Below are 24998 nucleotides of genomic sequence, written 5' to 3'. Positions count from 1 at the left end.
TTTTTTTCCGATGTGCCAAGGGCTCGGTGAGGTGGTGCTGTCGTCCCATCGTGACCGTCGCTTCAGTCAGTGCGCTGGTAGCGCTAGGAAGGACTTCGCATGCTGAATCGCCGGATGATCAGGTTCTTTCCGATTCTGGCGACCACACCGCTGCCGACAGACGATCCCGCCTTGTTTCCCTCTGTTCGGCAAAGGCGGCATGCCGCTGCCCGCAGAGATTCGGCACGGCAAGCGCCAGATGTGTAGAGCGCATCCTCTAGCAGGCGCCACAAAGCAGTGGTCGCGCTAGTTGCGAACCGCTTTGTCCGTCTGGGGGATCTGATCGATCTTGGCATAGGATTCCAGCTCAGCGCCATGGCTCGTCTCGAACCCGGCGATCACCTTGTCAGGGTCGATCAGAACAACCCGGTGTCCGTCTTCATCCATCAGCCTTGCACCGGCTTCAGCGGCCATTCTTTTGGCAACATCATGGAATTCGTCCACCCGCGTGACATCGAAGACCACCAGATGATCGGGTAGCGGATTGTTGTCCAGATGACGCAGGACCGATTCCATCGTAGCGAAAATCATGTCGCCCTGCATCTCATAAACGGTCGCCTGCTCGCCGTTCGGCAGCTCGCGGGAACTGACATTGCGCAGCGCCGAGCGGGATGGACGGAACACGTCCATGATATGCATTCCAAGATCGCGCGAAAGACGCTCCATCATCTTCACGCCACGCACGCTATTGCCATGTTCGTCAAGGCGCGGCGAGAAGACCGCAATCCCAACCTGCCCCGGCAGCACACCGATAATGCCGCCCGCAACGCCGCTTTTTGCCGGAATGCCAACCGTCGTCAGCCAGTCACCTGCGGCATCATACATCCCGCAGCTTGTCATCACCGAAAGCACCTGCCTGACAGTCGACGGTTGCAGCAGCCTGTCGCCACTGACCGGATGCTGTCCGTAATTCGCCAGCGTCGCGGCCATGATCGCAAGATCCCTGACATCAACTTTAAGCGCGCATTGCCGAATATAGCCTTCAACCGCATCGACAGGGTTGTCCTCAATCACACCAAAGGACTTCATCAGATGACCAAGGCCGAGATTGCGATGTCCGTGGTCCAGTTCTGACGAAAACACAGCCTCGTCGACTTCCAGATCGCGCCCCGCGAAAGCCGAGAACATCGTCATGATTTCAGCATTTCGGTCGCGCTGAGACACCGACCCGCCGACAAGCGCATGGGTAGCGATGGCGCCTGCATTGATCATAGGGTTCTTGGGTCGCCCCGTGTCGCTTTCCAGCGAGATTTCGTTAAAAGCCTCTCCGGACGGCTCGACCCCGATGCGGGCAAGCACATGATCCAGCCCGTTATCCCTGATCGCCAAGGCATAAGCGAAGGGCTTGGACATGGATTGGATCGTAAAGCGGTAATCCTCATCACCAGCTGAATACACAACCCCGTCCACCGTCGCTACGGCGATGGCAACGCGGTCGGGATCGGCTTGGGCAAGTTCCGGGATATAGGCCGCAACCTCTCCGGCATCGCCCTGCCTCGTATCCTCAAGCACATCTTTCAGATAGTCAGTGATAGGTGATTTCATGGCACCATCGCGGATTTCGTTAAAACACCTTCCGTCATGCCCGACGATGATTTCAACCCCCGCAGGAACAGAAAAGCGGAACATTACCAGATCGAGTACAGATATCTCGACGTTGAGCCGCCTTGACGACGGGCATGCGGTTTGATCGTCACCTTCATCCCGCAAACCGGTTCAGTTGTATTTTCGGGCTCGGCATCATCGGGGGACGCGACCATGTGAACCGTGATCGTAATGCCCGTGTGAATGATTGTGATTTCGATCCATGGTTCTCTGACGTCAACACCTGAGGGGGTATATTGGAGCTTGCCGCATACCCCATGAGGGTATAACCCAAGAATTGGATATGTCAGATCGGAACTTGCCCTTGGCGCATGAGAAGCAGAATCGGGAATCAATTCTGAAGCGGCTGTCACGTCTGAACGGTCAGGTGCAGGGCGTGTCGCGCATGGTCGAGGATGGGCGCTATTGCGTCGACATCCTGACCCAGACCGCCGCAATCCGATCCGCCCTGCGCGGAGTCGAGCGCCTTCTGATCGAGGATCACGCGCGAAGCTGCATGGAAGCAGCGATCCAGTCCGGCGATCAGGACCGACAGCGCGTGATGTTCCGCGAAGTTGTCGAACTGCTGGAAAAAGTGCGGGACTGATGCGATTTCTGCTAGCGTGCCTGCTTGCCATTCTGCTGGTCGTGACGATGCCACTGGCGCTGACCGGTGCCGCGTCGGCAGAGGCATCTTCGACGGTCTCGGCGGCGAACTCGGCCGTATCGCTGGTCACCCATAAATGCTGCGCTCCGCAGCAGAAATCTTCTCATGACGATTGTGCGGCCTGCGCCGCCATCAGCGACGCTGAAATCACGCCAGACGCGGCACGCCTGCCACGCCGTACCCGACAGAGTTTTTCATTGCGGAATATGGACTCAGCCAGTCTGCGTGTGCCTATACCCCCTCCACGATCTGTTGCTCTCTGACGCCGCTTGGCCCCAATAGGCCGGAAGCCGACTATCTGCGCCACGACATGAACGAATGAACCCAGGCGCATCGTTTCGTTAAGGAAATCAGATATGAGTAACCGCCATTTCTGGCGTCGCAGGGCGATCCTTGCCGCCGCCGCGACGATGTTGTCGACGACCGCTGCGCTCGGTTTTGAAATGACGGGGCCTGCCGCAAATCCGAACCTGCTTCGCGTCTTGAAAGATCCAGGTTGCGGCTGCTGCGATGCCTGGGCCGATCTGGCGATCAGGGCCGGCTTCGAGGTTCAGATGACTGAGACAGACGATTATGTCGGGATGCAGCGTGACGCCGCCGTGCTCGACAACGAATATGAAAGCGACGTGCCCGGTTTCGGAGATGTCATGAATGACGCTGCAAAAATCGCGGTTCTGGCCTATATCAAACTCACATGGCCGGCACGCGGGAGCGAGATCCAGAGCCGCATAACCAAAGAAAGCGCGTCGTGACACCGTGGCGCGACGTCCCCATATTGAACCAAGGAGTCTCCAATGCAAAAAAGCACTGCCGCAATATCCTTGACGCTGTTCGTCCTTGCCGGATGTGCGGCCCGAACGCCCGATGTCGCTGTCGAGGAGACCTCACCCTATACCATCCCGCCAGAGGTCATCGCGGCGGCCGGGCCGAACCAGGATCTGTTTTCGGCCGAGTTTGATGAAACGGATGGCTGCTACTGGTATTATCACGCAGGCCAGGTAGAGACCACACGCGTTCCCTTGCGCGCCGCCAACGGTAACCAACTTTGCAGAGCGCCAAGCATCTAAAATGAGTAGACCGCCGGACAAAGACCCGGCGGTCTGCAATCTGGCCGGTCACTGTTCAACTGACAGAGGCAACGCTGCCTTCAGGAGAGTAGAGATAGGCTGTCGAGCCTTTCTCTACACGGGGATACAGGCTGTTGATATGGGGCATGACCATGCGTACGCATCCCGAACTTGCACGACTGCCGATAGAGCGTGGGAAAGGTGTGCCGTGAATGCGCAGCATCGTATCGCGATCCCCGACATAGAGATATAGAGCACGTGAGCCGAGGGCATTTTCCGGTCCCGGCTCCATCCCATTTGCATATTGGGCATAAACCTCCGGTTCGCGCTCGATCATATTCTGTGTCGGCGTCCAGTGCGGCCACTCGACCTTCCGCTGGATCGTGTAGACGCCCGGCTCGTAAAGATCACCGCGCCCGATGGCCACGCCATAACGCATTGCCGTGCCGCCCTCTTCGATATGATAAAGATAACGCGCTACCGCATCGACATGGATATCTCCGGGCACCAACCCGTAATTCGCAATGACGCGCTGCGGCAGAAAGCGCGGATGAAGTCCCCACGGATTCGAGGTGGCCGGATCGTAACCCGGCGGCGTCACCTGTGCATCCCACTCGGCTTTCTGTGCCGCGGTGGGCCAGCTGCTGGCCATTAGCGGGCTTGCGATCGAGGCCGAGAACAGGGCTGTCGTGGTCTGTATGAAATGTCGTCTTGTCAGCATATATTTGCTCCTTGTCTCAGTTCTTCCCAACGGCAAAAGGGGCAATCGCAAGGGGATATGCGGTTGCCGAACGTGTCCGTTGTCAGAGTTTTTCGGACTTCTCGGGCCGTTTTGTAACGGATGCTCTGGTTCGGTTTCCGTTCAAGTTTAAGCGGCAGTGGCTTGATGCTGCAACCGACGTTTTCGGATTGTCTGCTTCATAATCTCCTCTCTCATCTTCAGGATTTTGGCGCCTCGGCCATGATTGACATCGGCGGGTGTCAGATTGGCAGCGACGTAAGAAGAACCGTTATCGCTGAGAAGCCGGGCGGCAGATCGTGCCATGGATACCCCGTGGGCGCACGCCAGAAAATCGCTTCCAGAGACAAGCGGCTATCCTTGGCTGCCACCTCGGAATCGCTGCCCTTCCCCGGCAGATGCGGCTCAACCCGCTGCCAAAGCTGATCCGTCAGCACGAACCGTTCTTCGCTTATTCAAACCTCCTTTTCGGAAGTCTGAATCAGGAATCCCGCAAGATGGAAATCCTGATTTCCACAGGCCATACGGCATGCGCACAAATCATGCAGGAAGCAATTGCAAAGACGCCGGATCCCAGGTGAGGGCAACCAGATCGCCTGTGGCAATCTGTTCGTCCGCATGCGGAGCAGAAACCTGCGCGACAATGGAATGGGGCGCACAATCGACGATATAGCGATAAGAATTTCCAAGGAAAAACTTGTTTTTTATCGTCCCCGTCCAGCCATCCACAGCGAGATTACTGCGTTTCAGCGATATTTGCTCCGCACGGATTCCAAGCGCGACCTTCATTCCCTCGTTGATCCCGTCCGGTTGCCCGATCACAATTTGGCGCCCGCCGTCATCCTCGGCGATCAGACCGGTATCACCCCGCCTGACTGTCGCGTCGATGATATTCGTCTCGCCCATGAATTCGGCGATGAAGCGCGTTTTCGGCTGGCGATAGATCTCGTCGGCGGTGCCGAATTGCTGAAGCTTACCGCCATCGAGAACCGCAATGCGATCCGACAAAGCCAGAGCCTCGTCCTGGTCATGGGTCACAAAAATCGTTGTCGTGCCGATCATGTCATGAAGCCGGCGCAGCTCGAACTTCATATGCTCGCGCAAACGGCGATCCAGCGCCGACAGTGGTTCATCAAGCAGCATGACCGAAGGCTCAAAGACGAGCGCGCGCGCAATCGCTGTCCGTTGCTGCTGCCCACCCGACAGCTCCGCGGGACGGCGCTTTGCAAAATTCGTCAGCTCGACCAGTTCCAGAACTTCGTTGACGCGACGAGCAATTTCAGGTCGCGCCACGCCACGCATCTTCAGCGGATAGCCCACATTACCCGCGACAGTCATATGCGGAAAAAGCGCGTAGCTTTGAAAAACCAGCCCGATTTCGCGTTTCTCGATTGGAAGCGCCACGACGCTTTTGCCCCCGATCAGGATGTCGCCGCCGCTTGGTGCGGTAAGTCCCGCGAGCATCTGCAAAAGCGTCGTCTTGCCGCTTCCTGATGGCCCCAGAAGGGTAATGAACTCGCCATTGCGGATCGACATATTCACATCGTTCAGCGCGACAAAGGCACCATAGTTTTTGCTCAGGCCAACAATTTCAACACCATCGCTCATGAAGAGATCTCTTTCTATCTGTGTTACTGCTGCGCCAGTCGGCGCGCCTGAATCTGCTGTGCGAAATTCGCAAGCACGCCGAAGAGGATAACGACAAGGATCATGATGGAGGCGACGACCGTGATCATCGGGCTGGTCGCCTCGCGCATCTGAAGCCACATATACACTGGCAAAGTTTGATAACGCCCCCCCATGAACAGCGGGATCAGCAGATTGTCGAAGGCATTCAGGAAGCTGAACAAAGATGCGACGATAAGGCTGGGCCAGACGATGGGAACCACCACGTCGAAAAAGCCACGGACCGGACCTGCACCGCAGGCGCGCGCCGCATATTCGATATCAACCTTCAGCGACCGGAAGACGGCCGACATCACCAACAGCACCAGCGCTGTTGCCGTTACGCCCTGCCCCGCAACAATCGCCGCGGCCGTGCCCGAAACACCAAAGGCAGAGGCCGCGATGTAATACGCAATGGCCGGCACGATCTCGGGCAGGATCAACGGCACCAAAGCAAGCGAGATGATCACCGACTTACCGGGAAAGCGTCCTCGCACAATCCCGTATGCCGCTGCCGAGCCGATAAGCACGGAAACGATCATTGTGACGACGCCGAACTGGAAACTCTGACGCAATGCGCGCACCCAGGGCTCCTGCTCGAAAAACAGCGCATAGCCCTCACCGCTGAGCTGTTGGGGAGGCCAGGACAGATAGTCAGGATCGCCAAAAGACAAGACGACGATCAGCGCTTCAGGGACAATCAGAAAAATTACGACTGCAATCGCAATCGTGAGCCGCAAGGCAGCGCTGAAATACGTCGGGACCCGGTCGAGCCATGCCAGGACAGGGGCGACAAGCTGCGCCAAAAAGGCTGCAATGGGCGTGAGCGCGCGCCAGATCAGACCACCGATACGCGATGGCTGAGTGCCACGCCCCTCACCCGACACATCGCCAAACTGGCCACCCCGGACAAGGGCATATATCGGGACAGCCAGCAGGACCAGAAAGACCAGCGACATGGCCGACGCGAAATTCCAGTCAAGCGAAACGGTTGCGATCAGAACGATGATTTGACCGAACATCAGGTTGCCGACCCCGCCCAGGAGTTGAGGGATAACGAAAGCCCCAAGGGCCATGACGAAGGTAAGCAACCCGCCAAGAACGACACCCGGAAGGCTAAGCGGGAAGAAGACGGTAAAGAATGCGCGCAGATTACCAGCGCCGAGGCTTCTTGCGGTAACCATCAGGTCGGAATCGATCCGCCCCATGATCGTGTAGATCACCAGCACAGCGGGCGGCATCAGGATATGGACAAGCCCGATCATCGTACCAATGGTCGAGTGCCCCAGCAGATAAGGCTCATCCAGAATTCCCGTCGCGACAAGCGCATTATTGACCGGCCCCTCCAACCCCAGCACGACGGACCAGGCATAGGTGCGCACCAGCACCGAGGTAAAAAACGGCAGGAGTACGCAGATCAGCAAAAGGGTGCGCCGCCAGCCTTCTGAAAGATGGATCGTCAGCGCAACGGGATAAGCGAGAAACAGGATGAGAAGATCAACCACAAGTGCGATCTTGATGGTATTCCAGATCGACGCCAGATAGGCGGGCTGCCGGAACACATTCTGGATTTCTCGAAGTGTAAACTCTCCGGCAGGCGTCTGGAACGCGCTTATGAGGAAATAGATGATCGGTAAGAGCGAAACGATCGAAACAAAGAAGACAAGTGGAACAACCGGAAGAAAGCCGCGAAAATTCATCTGACACCTGCGAATTCTTGAAAATTCTTAGCAAGGGGCGACACTGCGCCCCTTGCTGAACGCAGTACTTAAAGGCCGATCCGCCAGGCAGTGAATGCGGCGATCACGCCGTCCAGGTTGGTCTTTCCGGTATCCGGGTCTATTTCGTTATACCAAGGATCATCGAGGAAGAAGAATGCGTCGTCGCCATATTGGGACGAGAATGGCAGACTGTCCTGAAGCGCAGGATCGACCTTTTCGATGACCGCGTCGATTGGCACTATCAAGCCACCTTTGGTCGCCTCGGCATAGGCTGCCTGAATCTCGGGCTGCTTCCACCAGGTCAGGAAAATTTGCGCGTTTTCCTGATTGGCCCCGTTGGCCAGCACGGCATCGCGCGTCCGGTCAACCGCCGTTTGAAGCCCTTCTATTGCCAGACGAACGGGTTGGTCTGCATCTAAGGCGCGGAAAACAGAAGGGCCGAAAGCCCAATCCATGACCACATCACCCGCGACGAGCGCCTCGATCCCCTTCGGCGACGCCTCCCACAGCACGAGGTTGTCGCGGATCGTCGATAACTTGGCGAGGGCGCGGTCCACGTCTAGCGGATAAAGCTCATCCGGCGACACGCCATCGGCGATCAATGCGTACTGAAGATTGGCCAATATCCCTGCGCCGCCGGCAGACATCGCGCGATTGCCGGGGTATTTTTCCAGATCGAAGAAGTCCGCCCAAGACGTCGGGGGATTATCGTCAAGCGCCGGACCGTAAAGCAGCCAAAGACCTTCGGACGGACCCGCCGCCCAGTTTTCACCCATCAGCCCGGCATCCATATAGGCGCTTACGACGTCGGGATCCCATTTCGATGTGTCCAGTCCGGCGAACATTCCGTCCTGATCTACGGCGCTGAAATGATCGACCAACATACCAAGTGCCACGTCCCATTCGGCATTGCCGGTGCGCTGCTGAAGAACAAGTTTGGGACCATAGTCGGCGTCGCCCACCTCAACGCCGACGACATCGATACCTGTTTCTTCCGTGAAGCGCGGCAGCAGCGATTCGACCGCGGCACCGTCGATGCCGCCCCAATGTGCCACCACGACCTCACCCTCACCTTTGAGATCCTGCGCGAAAGCAGCGCTGCCCATTGCAAGGGCCACACTGGCCGCGCCGAGAATGCCCAGGGCGACCCTTCTTGTGGCAAGCGATGCGTGCTTGGTATTCATATTTCCCTCCTCAGATAGCGCCGCGCAGCATATACCGTCGTCCAAACGCGACTGTTTGAACCTGTTAACACATATATGAACATAAGCAAACATATTTGTGTCTGTTTGTTTGCTTTTGTTGCGCTCCAGGCGTCACAATCAGGATATTGTAATCAATGTCTGCTGCCGCCTGCGGACCCGGCGTTCCATGAGATATGTAACCGCCGCTAGGGCGACCCAAAATGCATGGAATGCAACGCCCGCCATTATAACCACCTGCCCAGACACCGGGCCGATGCGTGCATGCTCAAAGATGTCGGACATCGACATGGCCGGGGTCGGATGTATGAAAATCTTACCCGAATAGGTCAGCGCCTGCATCAGGAACACCCAGATATAATTCTTGCGTAACCTTCGCCCGACCGCACGCAGATAGCTGATATGGAAGCGTGGGGTGTCGTAATCCGCTGCAAGCAGCACGTTCCAGCGACCATCCATCCGCCCCTGTTTGCCGCGCAGCATGGGCGCATAGAAGTCAGTCTCAAGCAATCTGGCCCGCGCCCGCCAAACGTTGAAATAGCGATAACGTCGCGCTTCCAGCAGAAGAAATACAGCGACAAGCGGCCCGACAAGAATCAGCGGCAGCGGAGAGGCACTGACAGAACCGAAAACAACCGTGAGCGAAACGCCTGTCAGAACAACTGTCCAATTTGTCGTCATATCAAGTCGGCTGCGCCAAATGGTGCTGCGGTAAACCTCACCGCGATAGAGATGCGCAATGGCGCCTATTTCAGCTGCGCTGAACTCTTTGAAAATTAAGTTGCCAGGGAACGCATCGCGCGGCGCGTCCCGTGCAGATATTTGATTCATCAGTAATTCCAGAGACTTGCCCGCGCCGATCACTTCGTGCGGCGATCGCCAATATCAGGTCATATAGACGCCGCCCGTGACATTGACGCCCTGGCCGGTCATAAACCTTGCGCCATCGGAAGCAAGGAAGACCACGACGTCGGCCACATCCTCCGGCGTCTCCAGCCGGCCAAGGGGCGTCTGATCGATATAAGATTGCAGCACCTTGTCCGGCGTCGTGCCAAGCAGGCTTGCCTCCCATTCGATCTCACGATCCTGCATCGGGGTGCGCACGAAACCGGGGCAGACCGCGTTTACGCGGATACCGTCCTTTGCATGTTCACGCGCCAATGCCTGTGTCCAGCCGATCACCGCAAATTTCGACGCGGAGTAATGCGCCAGCAAGGGGGCCCCGACCTTGGCTGCAAGCGAGGCCGTATTCACGATGACGCCCTTAAGTCCGCGGTCAAGGAAATGGCCCACAGCGACCTGATTGGTCAGAAACACGCCTTTCGCATTGATATCGAAATTGAAATCCCAATCCTCTTCGGACAAGTCCAGCGCCGGCTTCATCGACGAAACGCCGGCATTTGCGTGTACCTTATCAATTCCGCCGAACTTCGCACCGCCCGCGTCAAATGCCGCCAGAATGCTGGCCTTGTCCCGGACATCGACACAAAGCGTAATTGCATCAGCATCAATCTCTGCCGCGCGTTCACGGCAAAGCTCTTCGTTGAGGTCGGTCAGCACAAGGTTGTAACCGCTTGCAGCAAATGCGCGGGCAGAGGCGAGGCCAATTCCATTGGCGGCACCGGTGATCAAGACTGTTTTTGTCATGTGTGTCCCTATGTTTTCAACATAATTACACAAAAAAACCCTCAATACAACTTAATTTGTTCAATTTTGTTTACTTTTTAGGCGCGCGATATCAGGCCGACGCGATCACGATTTGCGTCCCCGCGGCCTCTAGCCGGGTCTTCAGCGGGCCGGGCGGGTCTGCATCTGTGACCAGCATGTCGATCACCTCGAAACCTGTGACGCGCACGGCAGAAACCGCGCCGAATTTCGAACTGTCTGCCAGCAAGATCCTTTTCGGCGAACGCTGGATCAGTGCCTTCTTGATTTCGGCATCTTCGATCGAGTAGTCGAAGGTCCCATCAAGAGTGATGCCGGCAACCCCCAGAAATACGGCATCGAAATGGAAATTCTGCAAGTAAGAGATCGTCTGCGCGCCACTGATCGAAGGCTCTGGACCGCCAAGCCTTCCACAGGGGACAAAAACCGTCATCTGACGTTCGGCCAGTTTCTGCTGAACCCGCAACGAAGTTGAGACGACCCTGACGGAAGAATCGTCCAGCACGGCCGCCAGTTCTTGCATAGTCGTGCCAATGTCCAGCGCGACGGTGGTCTGCGGCTCGATCAGGCGCAAGGCCCTGGCCGCGATCAGCTGCTTCTCAGCACGGTTTATGCTTGCGCGGGTGGCGGCGCTTGGTTCGTTCCGGTCAAGGGGCCGCTCCTGAAAAATCTCTGGCAGATGCGCGCCGCCATGGGTTCGCACCAGCAGGTCTTCTTCCGCCAGCATTTCCAGATCGCGGCGCACGGTCATATCTGAAACCCGCAGCTTTTCTGCAATATCGACGATGGTTACATGGCCATCACGCTCAAGCGCGGACAATATCTCTTTGCGCCTGAGGGTGGCCGGTAATTTTCTTCCAACACTAGAATTCATTTCAAAATCGTCCGCTCAGCCTACCCGATCAAACTCTGACAGTTTGGCGCAGAAGACAATCGGACGTGATAAAATCGATCAAGAATTCGTGGAAAATGTGCATTCATGAGACAGTTTGATTACTAAATCCGGAAGTTGAGCGAGGTTCTGAACGTGATACCGCGCGTTTAGCTGGCTGTCGCCCAAGGCTATCACCCGCATACCTGCCCGCCGCGCACTTGCGACGCCTGTAGCACTATCCTCGACTGCGCAGGTTCGATCCACATCCAACCCCATGCGATCAAGGGCGCGAAGATAGGGCTGAGGATCGGGCTTTCCGCGCGTTACATCGTCAAGGCTGACCGAAAGCTCAATAATGTCGGACAGGCCCAGGGCGCGCAGATTGGCATCGACCACGCGGCGGTTCGAATTTGACGCAGCACCCTGCCGAATGCCCATAGCATGCAGTTGCCGAACAGCCTGGACAGCATTCTTGATGGGCGCAAGTCGCGACGCGTGATCAATGTAATAGCCGTTCAGCTGATCCAGCCAATCGGCCATCGTCAGACCGGCGGGAAAGCGATTGGACAGTGCGGTCCAGACGTCGTTGACGTTTACTCCGACGAAATGGTCGTCCGGCAAATCAGAGATATCTGCGCCATGGTGTTCGCAAACATGCAAAAGCGCGCGCAGGTGCAGGGGCTCGCTATCGACAAGCGTGCCATCGATATCCCAGATAATCGCACGAATGTTCATACGCTCCTCTCTCTTGCTGCGACCATCGCATCATAGGTAGACCGGAAACGGCGATAGCCATCGTCATAAACGGCAGCATTTGCCTGGTCAGGATCGATTGTCTCGCCCTGGCTGATGAACTTTGCCACGCCTGCGAAATTGTCCGTCAACCCGGCACCGACCGCGGCCATATAAGCCGCGCCGAGGCAAGAGCCCGGATGACCGTGGAGAAGTTGCACCGGCTGTTGCAGCACATCGGCGCAAATCTGCATCCAGAATCGCGATTTCGAACCACCGTCCGAGGCAAGGAACCGGGTCGAAGGATGTCCCATTTCCCGGAAGACTTCGACATGGTGGCGGAAGGCATAGGCAAAGCCCTCCAGCAGGGCACGCCATATGTGACGCAGATCGTGGTTAAGTGACAGGCCATGTATCACACCACGCGCCTGTGCATCGTGAATCGGTGTTTTCTCGCCAAGAAAATAAGGGATGATCTGCACGCCGTCCGCGCCCGCAGGCGTTTCGCCCGCAATCTTGTCCAGATGTTGATGCAACGAGATCCCGGCCGCATCGGCCGCCGCTGCCTCGCCCTGCGCCAGCTTGGCCGCGAACCAGTTCAGCGCAGAGCCGCCCGAGGCCATGCAGCCATTCGGCATGAACATGCCCGGCACAAGGTGATAGTCCAGAAACATCCGGGCATCGGGCTGGGGTGTCTTGCTTGCAACCAGAATATCAGCCGCACCGCCGAATTTCAGCAGCACATCCCCGGGTTGGGTGACCCCGGCGGCATAGCCCGAGGCGATGTGATCGGCCGCACCGCCGATCACCGGAATTCCCGCGGGCAGGCCGGTAGCCTGCGCCGCCGCTTCGCTGACATGGCCCATCACCTCGTGCGAGGCGCGCTTGACGGGAATGGCATCGCACGGAATGTGCGCAATTGCGATCAGATCCCCGTCCAGCTCATTTGTGCTGAGATTCACAAAACCTGCTTCAAGCGCCCAATTCTGTTCGACCGCCTTTTCGCCGGTAAGCCGGAAGTTGATATAGTCGTAAGAACCCATCACGGTGGCGATACGGGCGAAGACACCGGGTTCATTCTTTTCGATCCATCGCAGCTTGGTCGCCAGAAGCTGCTGATTGATACCATTGCCCGCGCGGGCCAGAAATTCTGCCGCGTCAACCTCGGCAGCCACTTCTGCGACCTCGGCACCCGAACGCCCGTCGCTTTGCTGGATCGACGGTCTCAGGACAACGCCTGCCTCATCCAGCAAGATTACGGCGGGAAGCATTCCAGCCACCCCGATGCCCCGGACATCGCTTGCAGCGACGCCGGCCGTATCCAGCAGTTCGGGAATGATCTGGCAGGTGTTTTGCCACCACTCTTCGGGGTCTTCCTCTGCCCATCCTTGCCGGGGTGAGGACAGGGTGGCTGGGCGGCTTGCCTGCGCCAGAACACGGTCGGGCAATTCGATCAGAATACCAATCGTCGAGGTGGTGCCGATATCGATGCCAATTACATAGTCAGACATATCTTGATCGCTTCCAATGGTTGACCGGTCGTCAGATCGCGGCCGCAGGTTCGGCCGCCGCAAGCTGCGGCCTGGTGAAAGTTGGGTTGAACGCGCGTTCGAACTGATGCGACGCCTGCAAGACCTGTAAATCACCAAATCGCGGACCGACGATCTGCAATCCAACCGGCAAACCGCTTTTCGAGAATCCCGCATGAATCGAAGCTGCCGGGCTGTGGAATAGATTGAAGGGTGAACTGTAGGGCGCCCATTCCATCCAGTCCCACTCAGTCTGCGGATAGCTCTCCGGCACAATCTGCCCATTCTTCAGCGGAAGGCACGCAACGGTCGGTGTCAAGATCAGGTCATAGATCTCGAAATAGCCGACCAGCCGCTGATAGATAGGGAACATGCGGATCTTGTCGTGCAGGAAGGCGCCCACGCTCTGCGCCTGCGCCTGACGGGCGCAAGCGACCAGAGCCGGATCGAACTCCTCCACGTGATCGGCGTTGACGTTCAGCACCAGCGCCGACATGATCGCGGACCAATTGCGCTTGGCGATCTCCATCGTGCCGGAAAGGTCGAGCCGCGCCTCCTCCACAATCGCGCCCAGATCCTCAAACCGCAAAATAGCCTTTTCACAAATCTGGCGGATCTCTGGGTCGAGCCGGGTGACGAAACCGAGATCAGCGCTCCAGGCGATGCGCTTGCCGGTCAAAGGTTTGTCGAGATTGTCGAGATAGCCGGGTGGTGTCCCCTCCAACGAATACAGATCGCGCGGATCGGGTCCGGCGCAGACATCCATCATCAATGCGGCATCGCGGACATTGCGGGCCAGCGGGCCATAGTGTGTATGCTGGTTCACGTTCGGCAGCATCAAAGGGATGCGCCCATGCGACGGCTTCAGCCCAAAAACACCGCAGAATGAGGCCGGTATCCGAACCGATCCAGCGCCATCCGTGCCCGTCGCCAAAGGCGCCATTCCGGCCGCCACCGCCACCGCCGAGCCGCCCGAGCTTCCGCCCGGATTGCGGCCCAGATCCCAGGGGTTCCGGGTCTCGCCATGAAGCTTTGAATAGGTCAGGCCAATCCAGGCCATGTCTGGCGTGGTCGTCTTGCCCAGCGGGATCGCGCCTGCGTCCTCCATTCGTTCGACAATTGGCGAATGCCCGACTGCCACACGATTCTGATGGACCAGACAACCCAGCGTGGTTTTCTGACCTGCATAATCGTCGGAATCCTTGATCGCATATGGGACCCCATGCAGCGGGCCCCAGAAATCATCGGCCATCTGGGCTGCTTCGGCCCGCCTTGCCTTTTCCATCGCAATGTCGAACATCGGGATGCAATAGGCGTTCACGATGGGATTAACGGCCTCGATCCGATGGATAAAAGCCTGTGTCACCTCAACCGGAGACAGCCGCTTCGCACGAATGCATTCGGCCAGTTCGGTGGCGTCCATCCAGCAGATATCGGTCGCCGTCATGCCAATCGGACCTCGGTTTCGGCATCGAACAGGCGGATTTGGCCAGCCGCAGGACGCACGCGCAGAACCTGACCGGGGCGCATATCCACGCGTTCGCGTTGGGTCATTTGCACCTCTTGACCTGCGATGCGCCCGGTGATGATGGTCTCGCTTCCCGTCGGCTCGATCACATCGACGGTGAAATCAACCGCGTCTGGCGTATCCGAGATTTCCAGATGCTCGGGCCGGATGCCGAACAGGACGGCCTGTCCCTGCGTCGCAGCGACCGCTGGTGCGGGAACAAGCACACCATGCCCCAAATCGACATTCCAGCCATCGATCCCCGCAACGAAGCTTCCCTTCAACAGATTGATCGCCGGAGAGCCGATGAAGGTGGCAACGAAAACATTGGCCGGGTTGTCATACAGTTCAAGCGGCGCGCCCACCTGCTCAATATGGCCCGAGCGCATGACGACGATCTTGTCAGCCATGGTCATCGCTTCGATCTGATCATGGGTCACATAGACCGAAGTCGCGCCCAAGCGTTGATGCAGGGCCTTGATCTCGGTCCGCATCCGCACGCGCAGCTTCGCATCCAGATTGGACAGCGGTTCGTCGAACAAGAAGACGGAGGGGCTACGAACAATGGAACGCCCCATCGCCACACGCTGACGCTGGCCGCCCGAAAGCTGACGGGGGTAGCGGTCGAGATATTCAGTAAGGTTCAGCGTTGCCGCTGCTTCGGCCACGCGCGATTTGATCTCTTCGGCGCTTACGCCCGCCATTTTCAGCGCAAAGCCCATGTTCTGCTCGACTGTCATATGCGGGTAGAGGGCATAGCTTTGAAAGACCATCGCAATATCGCGATCCTTGGGCGCAACTTCGTTGATCAGCCTGTCATCCAGCATGATTGCACCGCCGGTCACATCCTCAAGCCCCGCGATCATCCGCAACAGCGTGGATTTACCGCATCCCGATGGCCCGACGAGGGCGACGAATTCCCCATCGTCGATATCGACGTCAATATCGTGAATGACCTGCAGAGAGCCGTAGGCTTTCTTGAGCTTCTGGATTTGCAAGTTTGCCATCGGTTATCCTTTCACGGCGCCGGCCGTCAGGCCCTTGACCAGGTATTTCTGCAACAAAAGGACAAGCGCCAGCGTCGGCAGCAGGCCGATAAGGCAGATTGCCATCATTACGGTAAAGAAGACGAAGTGGTCCGAAACGAGGCCGGCCAGAACCACCGGAACGGTCATCACCTCGGGTTTTGCGACGATAATCAGCGCAATCAGCAGCTCATGCCACGAGATGATGAACATGATGACACCGGTTGCCGCCAATGCTGGCTTGCAAAGCGGCAGCAGGATACGGAAGAACGCCGTGAACCGTGTGCAGCCGTCAAGACGCGCGGATTCTTCCAGCTCTTTCGGCAATTGTTGGAAGTAGGGGACAAGGATGATGATCGCATAGGGCAAAAGCAGCCCGATTTCGGTGATAATCAGCCCGGTCAGCGAATTCAGCAGGCCGAAGCCACGCAGAACCACGAAAAGCGGCACCATCAGCACGATCAGCGGCACCATCCGGCTGATCATGTTGATCTGCATCAGCCAGCCGGTCCAGCGCACGTGCAGCCGCGTCACGGTAAACGCGGTCAGGCTGGCCAGAACGAGCACGCCAAACGTCACACCGGCGCCGACGATCACGGAGTTCAGGAAAGCGTTCGGAAACCAGGTGACCGAATTCGGCAGATAGCTGATGTCCTGAAACAGCGTACCCTTATTGGTGCCTCCGGACAGGATCAGTCGGAAGTTGTCCAGCGTGTATTCCACCGGCAGCAATGCATGCACATCCGCCTGCAATCCACGCTCACTCTGGAACGCACCCAGAACGACGGGCACCAGCGGCAGGATGAGAAAGGCAATACAGGCGAGATTCGCCAGATTCATCAGGATGCGGGTACGAAGCGTCATCTTGCGCATGGCTCAGTACTCCACCTTCTTGTAGACGAATTTGATATAGAAGATCGCAATCAGCCCCACGATCAACGCCAGCACATAGGCCGAGGCCGAGCCCACGCCGATATCAAATGGCGGCTGAAACGCGGTCTTGTAGGTATACCAGGCAGCGACCCATGTATCGTCACCGGGCCCGCCCTGTGTGATCGCAAAGATTTCATCGAATACCATGAAGGCGAAGGTCGTCCGCAGGATCAGCGTCACCGCGAGGACCGGCCGCAGCAGTGGCAAGGTTATATAGCGGAATTTACGCCAGGCACTGGCGCCGTCCAGCTCGGCTGCTTCATAAAGATGATCGGGGATGCCTTGCAGTGCGGCATGATACAGCAGGATATTGAACGGCGTTGTGCGCCAGACATAGGAAATGACCACCGCCATGAAGGCCGTTTCGGTATTGCCCAGCCAGTTCACATATTGGTCGATAAAGCCGAGGTTATACAGCACCCGGTTCAGATATCCGAACTGCGTGTTGAAAATGAAGGACCAAAGGAAGCCGTTGACGATCGGCGGCACAGCCCACGGAACAAGGATCAGGAACTTGGTCACCTTTGACAGTCGGACGTTACTGTTGCTGATGACCAATGCGATCAGCAGGCCGATCACGACCTCAAGGATCACTGACACGAAGACGAAAAGAAACGTTGTGCGTAGCGCTTTCCAGAATACCGGGTCGTCGAAAAGCTTTGCATAATTGCCCCAGCCTGCCCATGGGTATTCGCCGCTGCGCAGTTCGCGCACGCCGACATCGTGGAAGGAAAGGTAGCCTGCGAAGAAAATCGGATATGCCAGAATGACGGCAAAAATTATCATGGACGGCAAGTTCATGCCAAAGGCCAAACGCCCGGGCGAGGCCTCTTTCTTCAGTAAACGGCTGACAACCCCTTGTTTGGGGGCGCCGGCGTTCCGGATGGTCATCTTGAACTCCAGTGAAAGCGGTTCGGAAAGGGCCGCGCCAGGTCAGGGGCGCGGCCCCAACCCTTAGCTTTTCGCTCTGTCGATATTGGCGACCATGTTGTCGCAAGCCTCGTCCGCGGTGATCTGACCGCGCAGACATGCCGTCAGTTCGACATTCAGCATTTCGTTCCACTGGGGATACCAAGGCTCATTTACGGCGGGCACGACGTCGGTATAGGGAACGGCCTTGTCGAAAATGCCCAGCATCGCGTCGACATCCACCCGCTGCGACCAGACCTCGCGCAGCTCGGGGCTGTTCATGACCGAGCTGTAACCGGGCGCCAGCATCGAATCCTTTGCCAGCTTCAGGGCCTGGGTGTAGGCACCATCCTTGGTTTTGCCGCCCAGATACTGCAGCAGTTTCCACGCCCATTCACGGTCCCGCGTCGCCTCGGACAGCATGTAATACCATGTTACAGCCAGCGTCTTGCCGTCGCCCGGGAGAGGGTGGATGCGCCCCTTGCCGGCAATGGGTGACTGCGCCGGATCATTGACCAAGTTCATGTAATAGTTATGCAGCGCGCCCAGATAGATGTGGTTGCCGGTGTTGAACACCTTGACCGCCGGCAGGAATTTCAGGTTCAGCGAGTCGGGATCGGCGATCTCGTGCTTGAGGAAGCTGTCCTGAAAGTATTGCAGTGCTTCGCGCGCGACCGAACCCGGACCAAGCTCTGGTGTCATATCTGGCGCAAAAACCCGCCCGCCGCGATTGGCGACCTGCGCGAACCATGTTCCCGGCAGAGGATCGAACGCAGCACCCGCAACCCAGAGCAGCGGATAGTTCGACACGCCATCCGCCTTCGCCTTGAGGCATTGCTCGGTCAGTTCTTCCCAGCTTGTGAAGGGCTTATCCGCGAATCCGGCCTTTTCCAGAAGCTCGCTGTTATAGATGAAATTCCAGGCGATCGACAGATAGGGCAGACCCCAGATCTGATCGTCGCGGGTTGCGATGCTGCGGGCCAGCGGCGTCATGTCAGCAGCATAGTCTTCCAGTCCCGGCAACCCATCCAGTGGCGCGGCAATGCCCTGGTCGATATAGCTGGCCATCGTTTGCAGCGGCGAGACCAGCACATCGATATCTTCGCCCGCCGCATACATGGATGTCAGCTTGGCGATCTGGGGATCAATGTTGGGCTCGATGATCTTCTCTACCGGAACACCCCAGTCCGCTTCAAATTGCGCGGCTATCTCGTCGTAGATGTTTCCGAACTGCCAGACCACGAAGTTGATTCTGTCAACCTCCGAGCCGGGCCGAAGCGACCATGCGCCCTCCTGCGCGAATGCACCGCGCGGAACCAATCCCGCGCCTAGCGCGGCCGCAGCGGCTGCCGCACCCAGGAAATGACGCCGCGCCAGAAGCACGTCCTCCGCTGATGTTTTTACCTTGTTCACATCTTCCTCCCTGAAGTCTGCTGTCGGCGCCCTTGCGCATGCGATGCCGTCGGGCGACATGTCAAACATTTCTAAACGCAAAAGACCCTGATTGCAAACATTAATCACCATATATGAACTAATATACATGGAAATCGATCATTATGTGTTGACCATTGGCTGAATTATGTGCAATTCTTTGCCAAATCAAACATTATCAAACAAACTGGAGCCGCTCCTCATGTTCGATTTCCTCAAATCCGACAAGGCCGTCATCGCCATGTGTCACATCGGCGCCCTTCCCGGCGCGCCGCTCTATGATGCCGATGGCGGTATGGACAAACTTGTCGAGAACGCCATCTCGGATATCGAGAAGCTTCAGGATGGCGGCGTTGACGCAATCATGTTCGGCAATGAAAACGACCGCCCATACCTGCTGAAAGCGACGCCCGAATCGATTGCCGCCTACACCGCGGTCATCACCGCCTGCAAACCGCACCTGAAGGTGCCGTTCGGCGTCAACTACCTTTGGGATCCGACCGCTTCGGTGGCCGTCGCCAATGCAACCGGCGCGAAATGGGTGCGCGAGATATTCACGGGTGTGTTCGCCTCTGATATGGGGGTTTGGGCGCCCGACGCGGCGACCCCTGCCCGGCTAAAGCGTAATCTCGGCCAGAAAGACCTTAAACTGTTCTTCAACATCAACGCCGAATTCGCCCATTCGCTGGATCAGCGCCCCATCGAACTGCGCGCGAAATCTGCGATCTTTTCCTCGCTTGCCGACGCAATCCTCGTCTCCGGTCCTATCACGGGCCAGCCCGCCAACAGTTCAGACCTGCGCAAGGTCGCCGAAACGGTCGGCGATCTGGTTCCGGTCTTTGCCAATACCGGTGTGAACATCAACAATATCAAAGACGTGCTGTCAGTCGCCTCGGGCTGCATCATCGGCACTCACTTCAAAATCGACGGCGACACATGGAATGCGGTCGACGGCGACCGTGTTAAGCGCTTCATGGAAGTGGTGAACTCCGTCCGCTAAGAGCCAATTATTCCTGTCCGCGGAGGCGCCTTTTTTGGGGTGGCCTCCGCCAGTTGCGATATTAATGGATGCGAGATGACGACGCCCCCCAACATTCTCTGGATCACGACGGATCAGCAGCGCTACGACACAATCGCCGCGCATGGAAACTCGGCAATCAACACGCCCAATCTGGACCGCCTCGCCCAAGAGGGCATGTCGTTCATGAACACCTATTGTCAGGCACCAATCTGCACGCCAAGCCGCGCGTCTTTCATGACCGGGCGCTATCCGGCCTCGCACCACGTCCATCGCAACGGTAACGATCATTTCCCCGCCGCAGAGCGTATCCTGCCGCGGATACTGAAAGACAATACCGATTATCACACCTGCCTTCTGGGCAAGCATCACCTGTCCCGCTCTGAGGACAGAATCGAATTGATCCCTGAGGACGGCTATGATCACGCAGAGCTTTGCGACTGCTGGCCAATCGGGCGTGCCTATGATGAATGGCTGAAAGAGAAGCACGCAGTAGCGGATCCGCTGAAGCTTTATCCTGAATTGCTGCAATCCTCGCCCCGCGACTATGGCGAGGGCTTCCCGATGGAAATGCAGCAGGCGACCTGGTGGGGCGAACGCGCGACCGCTTTCATCGAAAAAAAGCACGATGCACCATGGTTTATGAATCTTAATGCCGTTGATCCGCACCCGCCCTTCTTCCCACCGAAAGAGTTTCTGGATCGCTATGATCCCGCGGATATGCCGCTACCGCTGTATCGCGAAAGTGATGCCGACCGGCAGGAGGGGTTCTGGGACATTGACCAGCAATGGAAGAAAATCCAGGACGTCCGGCATTATGACCCGGCGGATGATATAGACCAGTCCGCCATACCGCTGGAAAAGCGCAACCTGTTTGACTTCCCACCCGACACTTATGACGCGCGCTACGTCAAGGCTTGCTATTACGCAATGATCGAGATGATCGATGACCGTGTCGGCGCCGTTCTGAACGCACTGGAACGCACGGGCCAAGCTGAGAACACCATCGTCATCTTCACCTCGGATCATGGAGAAATGATGGGCGATCACGGCATGCTGTATAAGGGCTGCCGCTTCTTCGAAGGGCTGGTCCATGTGCCGCTTATCATCAAATGGCCCGGCGTGACCAAACCCGGCAGCCGAACGGATGCGCTTGTGGAACTGATCGATCTCGCACCGACAATCCTGGAAATCGCCAAGGTCGAAATCCCCGAAAACATGCAGGGTAAATCGCTGGTGTCGATGCTGCGTGGGCAGACGCTCACGCACAAACCCCACGTCGTCTGCGAGTTTAACGAGGCACTTGCCGGCATGCCGCATCAAAGTCACGCCACGATGGTCTTTGACGGCCGCTACAAGACCTGCATGTATCACGACGCGGGCAAGGCCGAGATATTCGATCTGAAAGAAGACCCCGGAGAGTTCACATCACTCTGGGGCCAGCCCGGCTTTGAGCAAGAACAGATCAGGCTTCTGAAACAACACCTCGACGCGGTAATGGCAACCAGCGATGCGGGCATCAAGCGGACGGGGAATTACTGAGTGATGAAATGACGACAGCCCATGTATGGCATTAGTATATGACCGAGGGCTCTGGCAGACACTAATTGTCACTTCCAAAGCTCGGCAGAGCATTCAAGCCTGACGGTTACCGCCCCATATCTGATTGATAGACAGCAAAATCGCGGCCGCAGGACACGCTGGCAACCAATAGTTACTCTCAAATCGTCGAAAGATGCGCCGAAAACATTAATGCTGATTTCCGCCGGTTTGATGGGCAGTTTTCAATGATGCAGAAAAGCGTTTGTCGTCCAGCAGCAAGGACCCATTACCCGGTGGAATTCAGGGAGCGATTGGTTGTGCTGGCGCGAGTCTCGCACAGTATTGAACGCTTGGCGCGGCAATATGACCCCTTCGCTGCCACGATCCATGACTGGATCAGACAGGGCGTTGCCGACGAGGGCGCACGCGATGACCGTCTGACGGGCACGGAGTTGGATGAACTGCATCTACGTCGCCGTGAAGTAAATCAGCTGCGCCAAGGATCCAGGCCTGCTGTCAAAGCCCGCGGCCTGATCTGCACAAGACGACGTGTCATCGCGGAAGTCATCAACTTCATGACCGCGAAACAGGCCGAATACTCAATCCAGTTGATGTGAAGCATATTGGGCGTCTCCCGCAGCGGTCTGATGCCTCTCGTAGCCGCTCGCCCAGTGCCCGGCAGATTGCAGATGATGCGCTGACCGACCGGATCGCCACCATTCATGAGGCATCAAAGGCAAGCCTGTGGCGCACCGCGCATTCATGCTGAACTGGCTGATGAATGCGTCCATGTCGATCGCAAGCCGCATTGAACGGTTGATGGAGGCGCAGGGCTTCAGAGGCCTAAGTCGCCGCAGGTTCGTCGTCACGACAGAACGCGATCCGTGCAACAGGCCTGCAAGTGATCTTGTGGATCGCAACTTCTGTGCTGAAAGATGGACGCAACGAGCCCATAACCGTCCACCAATCCGAGAAAAATCCAAACAAAACGAAAGCCGGCAGGTGAGCATAGTGGCAGCGAGGCCGAAAAACGTTTCGTATTTTCTGCCGGCAGGCTATCCAACCTCTGTCAAACGGGCGACGTAGCGCGCCAGCGTGTCGATCTCCACGTTAACCTTATCGCCCCGCTTGACGTCTCCCCAAGTCGTCACCTCTTGTGTGTGCGGTATCAGGTTGACGCCGAAGCGGTTGCCATCGACCTCGTTCACCGTCAGTGAAGTGCCATTCAGAGCGACCGATCCCTTGGGCGCGATGAAACGCGCGAGTTCGGCAGGGGCCTCAAAGGTCAGGCGCAGGCTATCGCCTTCATCGTGCATCTCGACCACCTCTGCCACCCCATCAACATGGCCGGATACGATGTGACCGCCCAGTTCATCGCCGACCTTCAGCGCCCTTTCCAGATTCAGTCGCGTTCCCACGGGCCAGCGATTGTGTCCGATATTCGTTTTGGAGATCGTCTCTGCCGAGATATCGACATCGAACCAGTCAGCGCCCTTGTCCACGACGGTCAGGCAGACACCATTGCAGGCGATAGAGGCACCCATGTCCACGCTGGACATGTCATAAGCTGTCGTGATCCGCGCCCGCATGTCGCCGCGCTGTTCGACCTTTGCGACCTTACCGATATCGGTGATAATGCCCGTGAACATGCCGTCTCCTGAAGCAATTGGCGCGATGTAAACTGAGACGACAAGCTATTGATGAACTAAACACTTTTCAACAAGCCCGGAACCTGCGAAATTACATGGGGGAAACGCCTCCTATGGCTTTGAAAAGTAGAGATTATCGTTGAATATCGCGCCTAAGGAACAATTCGCTAGCGCCATCTTGTCGCCAGAGCAGCGGGTTTTCCTGATGCTGCAGGGGCCCCACGGTCCATTCTTCCGCCGACTGGGCGAGTTGCTGACCGAAACAGGTGCCAAGGTCTGGCGTGTCGCCTTCAACGCCGGCGATTCTTTCTTCTGGTCGGATATGGAAAGTGTGATTCTGCATCGTGACGGGCCCGAGTCATGGCCCGATCATCTGGCCCGGATCATCGACGAGAAAGGCGTGACCGACATCGTACTTTACGGCGATGTTCGTCCGGTTCACGCTGCCGCCCGTAAGGTTGCAGCAGACAACGACCTGACACTTCATGTCTTCGAGGAAGGCTACCTTCGCCCCTTCTGGATAACCTATGAACGAGGCGGGACGAATGGCAACTCTCGACTTATGGATATCACGATCCCCCAAATGCGTTCCGTTCTGCGCGGCAGCCAAAGCGATGTGCCGCGCCCGCCGACACGCTGGGGCGATATGCGCCAGCACAAATTCTATGGTGCCGTCTACCATTTCATGGTGCTTGTCGCGAACGGTAGGTTCCCCGGCTATCGGACGCATCGCGACATATCAGTGATGCAGGAGTTCCTGCTGAACCTGCGTCGGTTGCTAATGGCCCCGTTCTTGTCTGCCTATCGAACCTTCGTCACTTCGCGCATCCGGCGCAGCGGGCATCCGTTTTCGTTGGTCCTGATGCAGTTAGAACATGACGCCAGCTTCCGCGCCCATTCCAGCTACCGCACCATGCGGCAGTTCACCGATGAGGTGCTGGAAGCCTTTGCCGCCAATGCACCCCGCCACCATCACCTGACCTTCAAGGCCCACCCGCTGGAAGACGGTCGCTCTCAACAGCGTCTGGATATCATCAAAAAGGCCGAAAAACTGGGCATTTCGGACCGGGTGCACCATGTACCGGGTGGCAAGCTTGCGCCGCTTCTGGGTCAGGCGCGTTCTGTCATCACTGTAAACTCGACATCGGCTCAACAGGCGCTTTGGCGCGGCCTGCCCGTGAAAGCCATGGGTAGGGCTGTGTTCGATAAGACACAGCTTGTTTCTCAGCAGAACCTTGCCGATTTCTTCAGGCAACCGGAGCGGCCAAATTTGCGACTGTACTGGCGTTATCGGGACTACCTTCTTGAAACCAGCCAAATTCCCGGTGGTTTCTACGCCGCGAAATCGCGCGCCCCTGCGCTTCGACTGGTCGTCGATATGATGCTGGCACCGATAGATCCCTATGACGCACTGGCGAATGGGCAGGCAGAAATGCGCCACAGGCCCGGAGCCGATTCACACTGAATCGCAATACGTTATGGAAAAATGTCGAATCACAA

Annotated in this window: 25 protein-coding genes; 8 read left to right on the top strand and 17 right to left on the bottom strand. The window is 57.3% G+C overall.

Annotated features, from left to right (window positions below):
- Positions 1-285: 285 nt before the first annotated feature.
- The gene (locus PAF20_RS03045) at positions 286-1584 is read right to left on the bottom strand and encodes a glutaminase (RefSeq protein WP_271072279.1); all 1299 of its coding nucleotides are present in this window, start codon (positions 1582-1584) and stop codon (positions 286-288) included.
- A gap of 343 nt (positions 1585-1927) precedes the next feature.
- On the opposite strand from PAF20_RS03045, the gene PAF20_RS03040 reads away from it, so the two are divergent.
- The 4 genes from PAF20_RS03040 to PAF20_RS03025 all read left to right on the top strand — a co-directional run bounded on the left by PAF20_RS03040 (position 1928) and on the right by PAF20_RS03025 (position 3357).
- Entirely contained in the window at positions 1928-2230 is a 303-nt protein-coding gene (locus PAF20_RS03040; RefSeq protein ID WP_271072278.1) for a metal-sensitive transcriptional regulator, read from the top strand.
- Positions 2230-2553 (top strand): hypothetical protein, encoded by a 324-nt coding sequence (locus PAF20_RS03035; protein WP_271072277.1) that lies wholly within the window; start codon positions 2230-2232, stop codon positions 2551-2553. The genes PAF20_RS03040 and PAF20_RS03035 overlap by 1 nt, the downstream gene beginning before the upstream one ends.
- 93 nt (positions 2554-2646) lie before the next feature.
- Positions 2647-3042, top strand: coding sequence for a hypothetical protein (locus PAF20_RS03030; protein WP_271072276.1), 396 nt, complete (start codon positions 2647-2649; stop codon positions 3040-3042).
- Between the two features lie 42 nt (positions 3043-3084).
- Positions 3085-3357: a flagellar basal body L-ring protein FlgH gene (locus PAF20_RS03025; RefSeq protein WP_271072275.1), complete on the top strand. Its 273-nt coding sequence runs from the start codon at positions 3085-3087 to the stop codon at positions 3355-3357.
- A 55-nt stretch (positions 3358-3412) separates the two neighbouring features.
- Here PAF20_RS03025 and PAF20_RS03020 read toward each other — a convergent pair whose 3' ends face one another.
- From PAF20_RS03020 to PAF20_RS02950, 15 genes are all read right to left on the bottom strand, one after another.
- Positions 3413-4078, bottom strand: a complete 666-nt coding sequence (locus tag PAF20_RS03020) for a L,D-transpeptidase (RefSeq protein WP_271072274.1) — start codon at positions 4076-4078, stop codon at positions 3413-3415.
- A 260-nt stretch (positions 4079-4338) separates the two neighbouring features.
- On the bottom strand, positions 4339-4533 hold the full coding sequence (locus PAF20_RS03015) for a transposase (RefSeq protein WP_271072273.1): 195 nt from the start codon (positions 4531-4533) through the stop codon (positions 4339-4341).
- 103 nt (positions 4534-4636) lie between these two features.
- Entirely contained in the window at positions 4637-5704 is a 1068-nt protein-coding gene (locus PAF20_RS03010; RefSeq protein ID WP_271072272.1) for an ABC transporter ATP-binding protein, read from the bottom strand.
- Between the two features lie 23 nt (positions 5705-5727).
- On the bottom strand, positions 5728-7461 hold the full coding sequence (locus PAF20_RS03005) for an ABC transporter permease subunit (protein ID WP_271072271.1): 1734 nt from the start codon (positions 7459-7461) through the stop codon (positions 5728-5730).
- Positions 7462-7529: 68 nt separating this feature from the next.
- The gene (locus PAF20_RS03000; protein WP_271072270.1) at positions 7530-8666 is read right to left on the bottom strand and encodes an ABC transporter substrate-binding protein; all 1137 of its coding nucleotides are present in this window, start codon (positions 8664-8666) and stop codon (positions 7530-7532) included.
- Positions 8667-8804: 138 nt separating this feature from the next.
- The gene (locus PAF20_RS02995) at positions 8805-9515 is read right to left on the bottom strand and encodes a DUF2270 domain-containing protein (protein WP_271072269.1); all 711 of its coding nucleotides are present in this window, start codon (positions 9513-9515) and stop codon (positions 8805-8807) included.
- A gap of 54 nt (positions 9516-9569) precedes the next feature.
- Positions 9570-10331: an SDR family NAD(P)-dependent oxidoreductase gene (locus tag PAF20_RS02990; protein WP_271072268.1), complete on the bottom strand. Its 762-nt coding sequence runs from the start codon at positions 10329-10331 to the stop codon at positions 9570-9572.
- A 91-nt stretch (positions 10332-10422) separates the two neighbouring features.
- Positions 10423-11223, bottom strand: coding sequence for a DeoR/GlpR family DNA-binding transcription regulator (locus tag PAF20_RS02985; protein ID WP_271072267.1), 801 nt, complete (start codon positions 11221-11223; stop codon positions 10423-10425).
- A gap of 78 nt (positions 11224-11301) precedes the next feature.
- Entirely contained in the window at positions 11302-11958 is a 657-nt protein-coding gene (locus PAF20_RS02980; protein WP_271072266.1) for an HAD family hydrolase, read from the bottom strand.
- Positions 11955-13466, bottom strand: a complete 1512-nt coding sequence (locus PAF20_RS02975; RefSeq protein WP_271072265.1) for an FGGY-family carbohydrate kinase — start codon at positions 13464-13466, stop codon at positions 11955-11957. Before PAF20_RS02975 ends, PAF20_RS02980 begins: the two co-directional genes overlap by 4 nt.
- Before the next feature lie 31 nt (positions 13467-13497).
- Positions 13498-14931: an amidase gene (locus tag PAF20_RS02970; protein ID WP_271072264.1), complete on the bottom strand. Its 1434-nt coding sequence runs from the start codon at positions 14929-14931 to the stop codon at positions 13498-13500.
- Complete coding sequence (locus PAF20_RS02965) at positions 14928-15998, bottom strand: ABC transporter ATP-binding protein (RefSeq protein WP_271072263.1); 1071 nt, start codon at positions 15996-15998, stop codon at positions 14928-14930. The genes PAF20_RS02970 and PAF20_RS02965 overlap by 4 nt, the downstream gene beginning before the upstream one ends.
- Positions 15999-16001: 3 nt before the next feature.
- Complete coding sequence (locus PAF20_RS02960) at positions 16002-16880, bottom strand: carbohydrate ABC transporter permease (protein ID WP_271072262.1); 879 nt, start codon at positions 16878-16880, stop codon at positions 16002-16004.
- 12 nt (positions 16881-16892) lie between these two features.
- Positions 16893-17735: a carbohydrate ABC transporter permease gene (locus PAF20_RS02955; RefSeq protein ID WP_271072261.1), complete on the bottom strand. Its 843-nt coding sequence runs from the start codon at positions 17733-17735 to the stop codon at positions 16893-16895.
- Between the two features lie 168 nt (positions 17736-17903).
- On the bottom strand, positions 17904-19271 hold the full coding sequence (locus PAF20_RS02950) for an extracellular solute-binding protein (RefSeq protein WP_271072260.1): 1368 nt from the start codon (positions 19269-19271) through the stop codon (positions 17904-17906).
- A gap of 220 nt (positions 19272-19491) precedes the next feature.
- On the opposite strand from PAF20_RS02950, the gene PAF20_RS02945 reads away from it, so the two are divergent.
- The 3 genes from PAF20_RS02945 to PAF20_RS02935 all read left to right on the top strand — a co-directional run bounded on the left by PAF20_RS02945 (position 19492) and on the right by PAF20_RS02935 (position 22466).
- Positions 19492-20289 carry a BtpA/SgcQ family protein gene (locus tag PAF20_RS02945; RefSeq protein ID WP_271072259.1) on the top strand — a complete coding sequence of 266 codons (798 nt, stop codon included), beginning with the start codon at positions 19492-19494 and terminating at the stop codon, positions 20287-20289.
- Between the two features lie 75 nt (positions 20290-20364).
- Complete coding sequence (locus PAF20_RS02940; RefSeq protein WP_271072258.1) at positions 20365-21849, top strand: sulfatase family protein; 1485 nt, start codon at positions 20365-20367, stop codon at positions 21847-21849.
- A 245-nt stretch (positions 21850-22094) separates the two neighbouring features.
- Positions 22095-22466 (top strand): hypothetical protein, encoded by a 372-nt coding sequence (locus PAF20_RS02935; protein ID WP_271072257.1) that lies wholly within the window; start codon positions 22095-22097, stop codon positions 22464-22466.
- Between the two features lie 438 nt (positions 22467-22904).
- Here the strand turns inward: PAF20_RS02935 and PAF20_RS02930 are convergent, their stop codons facing one another.
- Positions 22905-23498 (bottom strand): riboflavin synthase, encoded by a 594-nt coding sequence (locus PAF20_RS02930; protein ID WP_271072256.1) that lies wholly within the window; start codon positions 23496-23498, stop codon positions 22905-22907.
- Positions 23499-23703: 205 nt separating this feature from the next.
- Between PAF20_RS02930 and PAF20_RS02925 the strand changes: the two genes are divergently transcribed.
- The gene (locus tag PAF20_RS02925) at positions 23704-24963 is read left to right on the top strand and encodes a capsule polysaccharide biogenesis protein (RefSeq protein ID WP_271072255.1); all 1260 of its coding nucleotides are present in this window, start codon (positions 23704-23706) and stop codon (positions 24961-24963) included.
- Positions 24964-24998: the final 35 nt, after the last annotated feature.

The organism is Paracoccus albus (assembly GCF_027913035.1).
GTDB classification, from domain to species: Bacteria; Pseudomonadota; Alphaproteobacteria; order Rhodobacterales; family Rhodobacteraceae; genus Paracoccus; species Paracoccus albus.
This window is presented reverse-complemented; position numbering and strand designations above follow the sequence as displayed.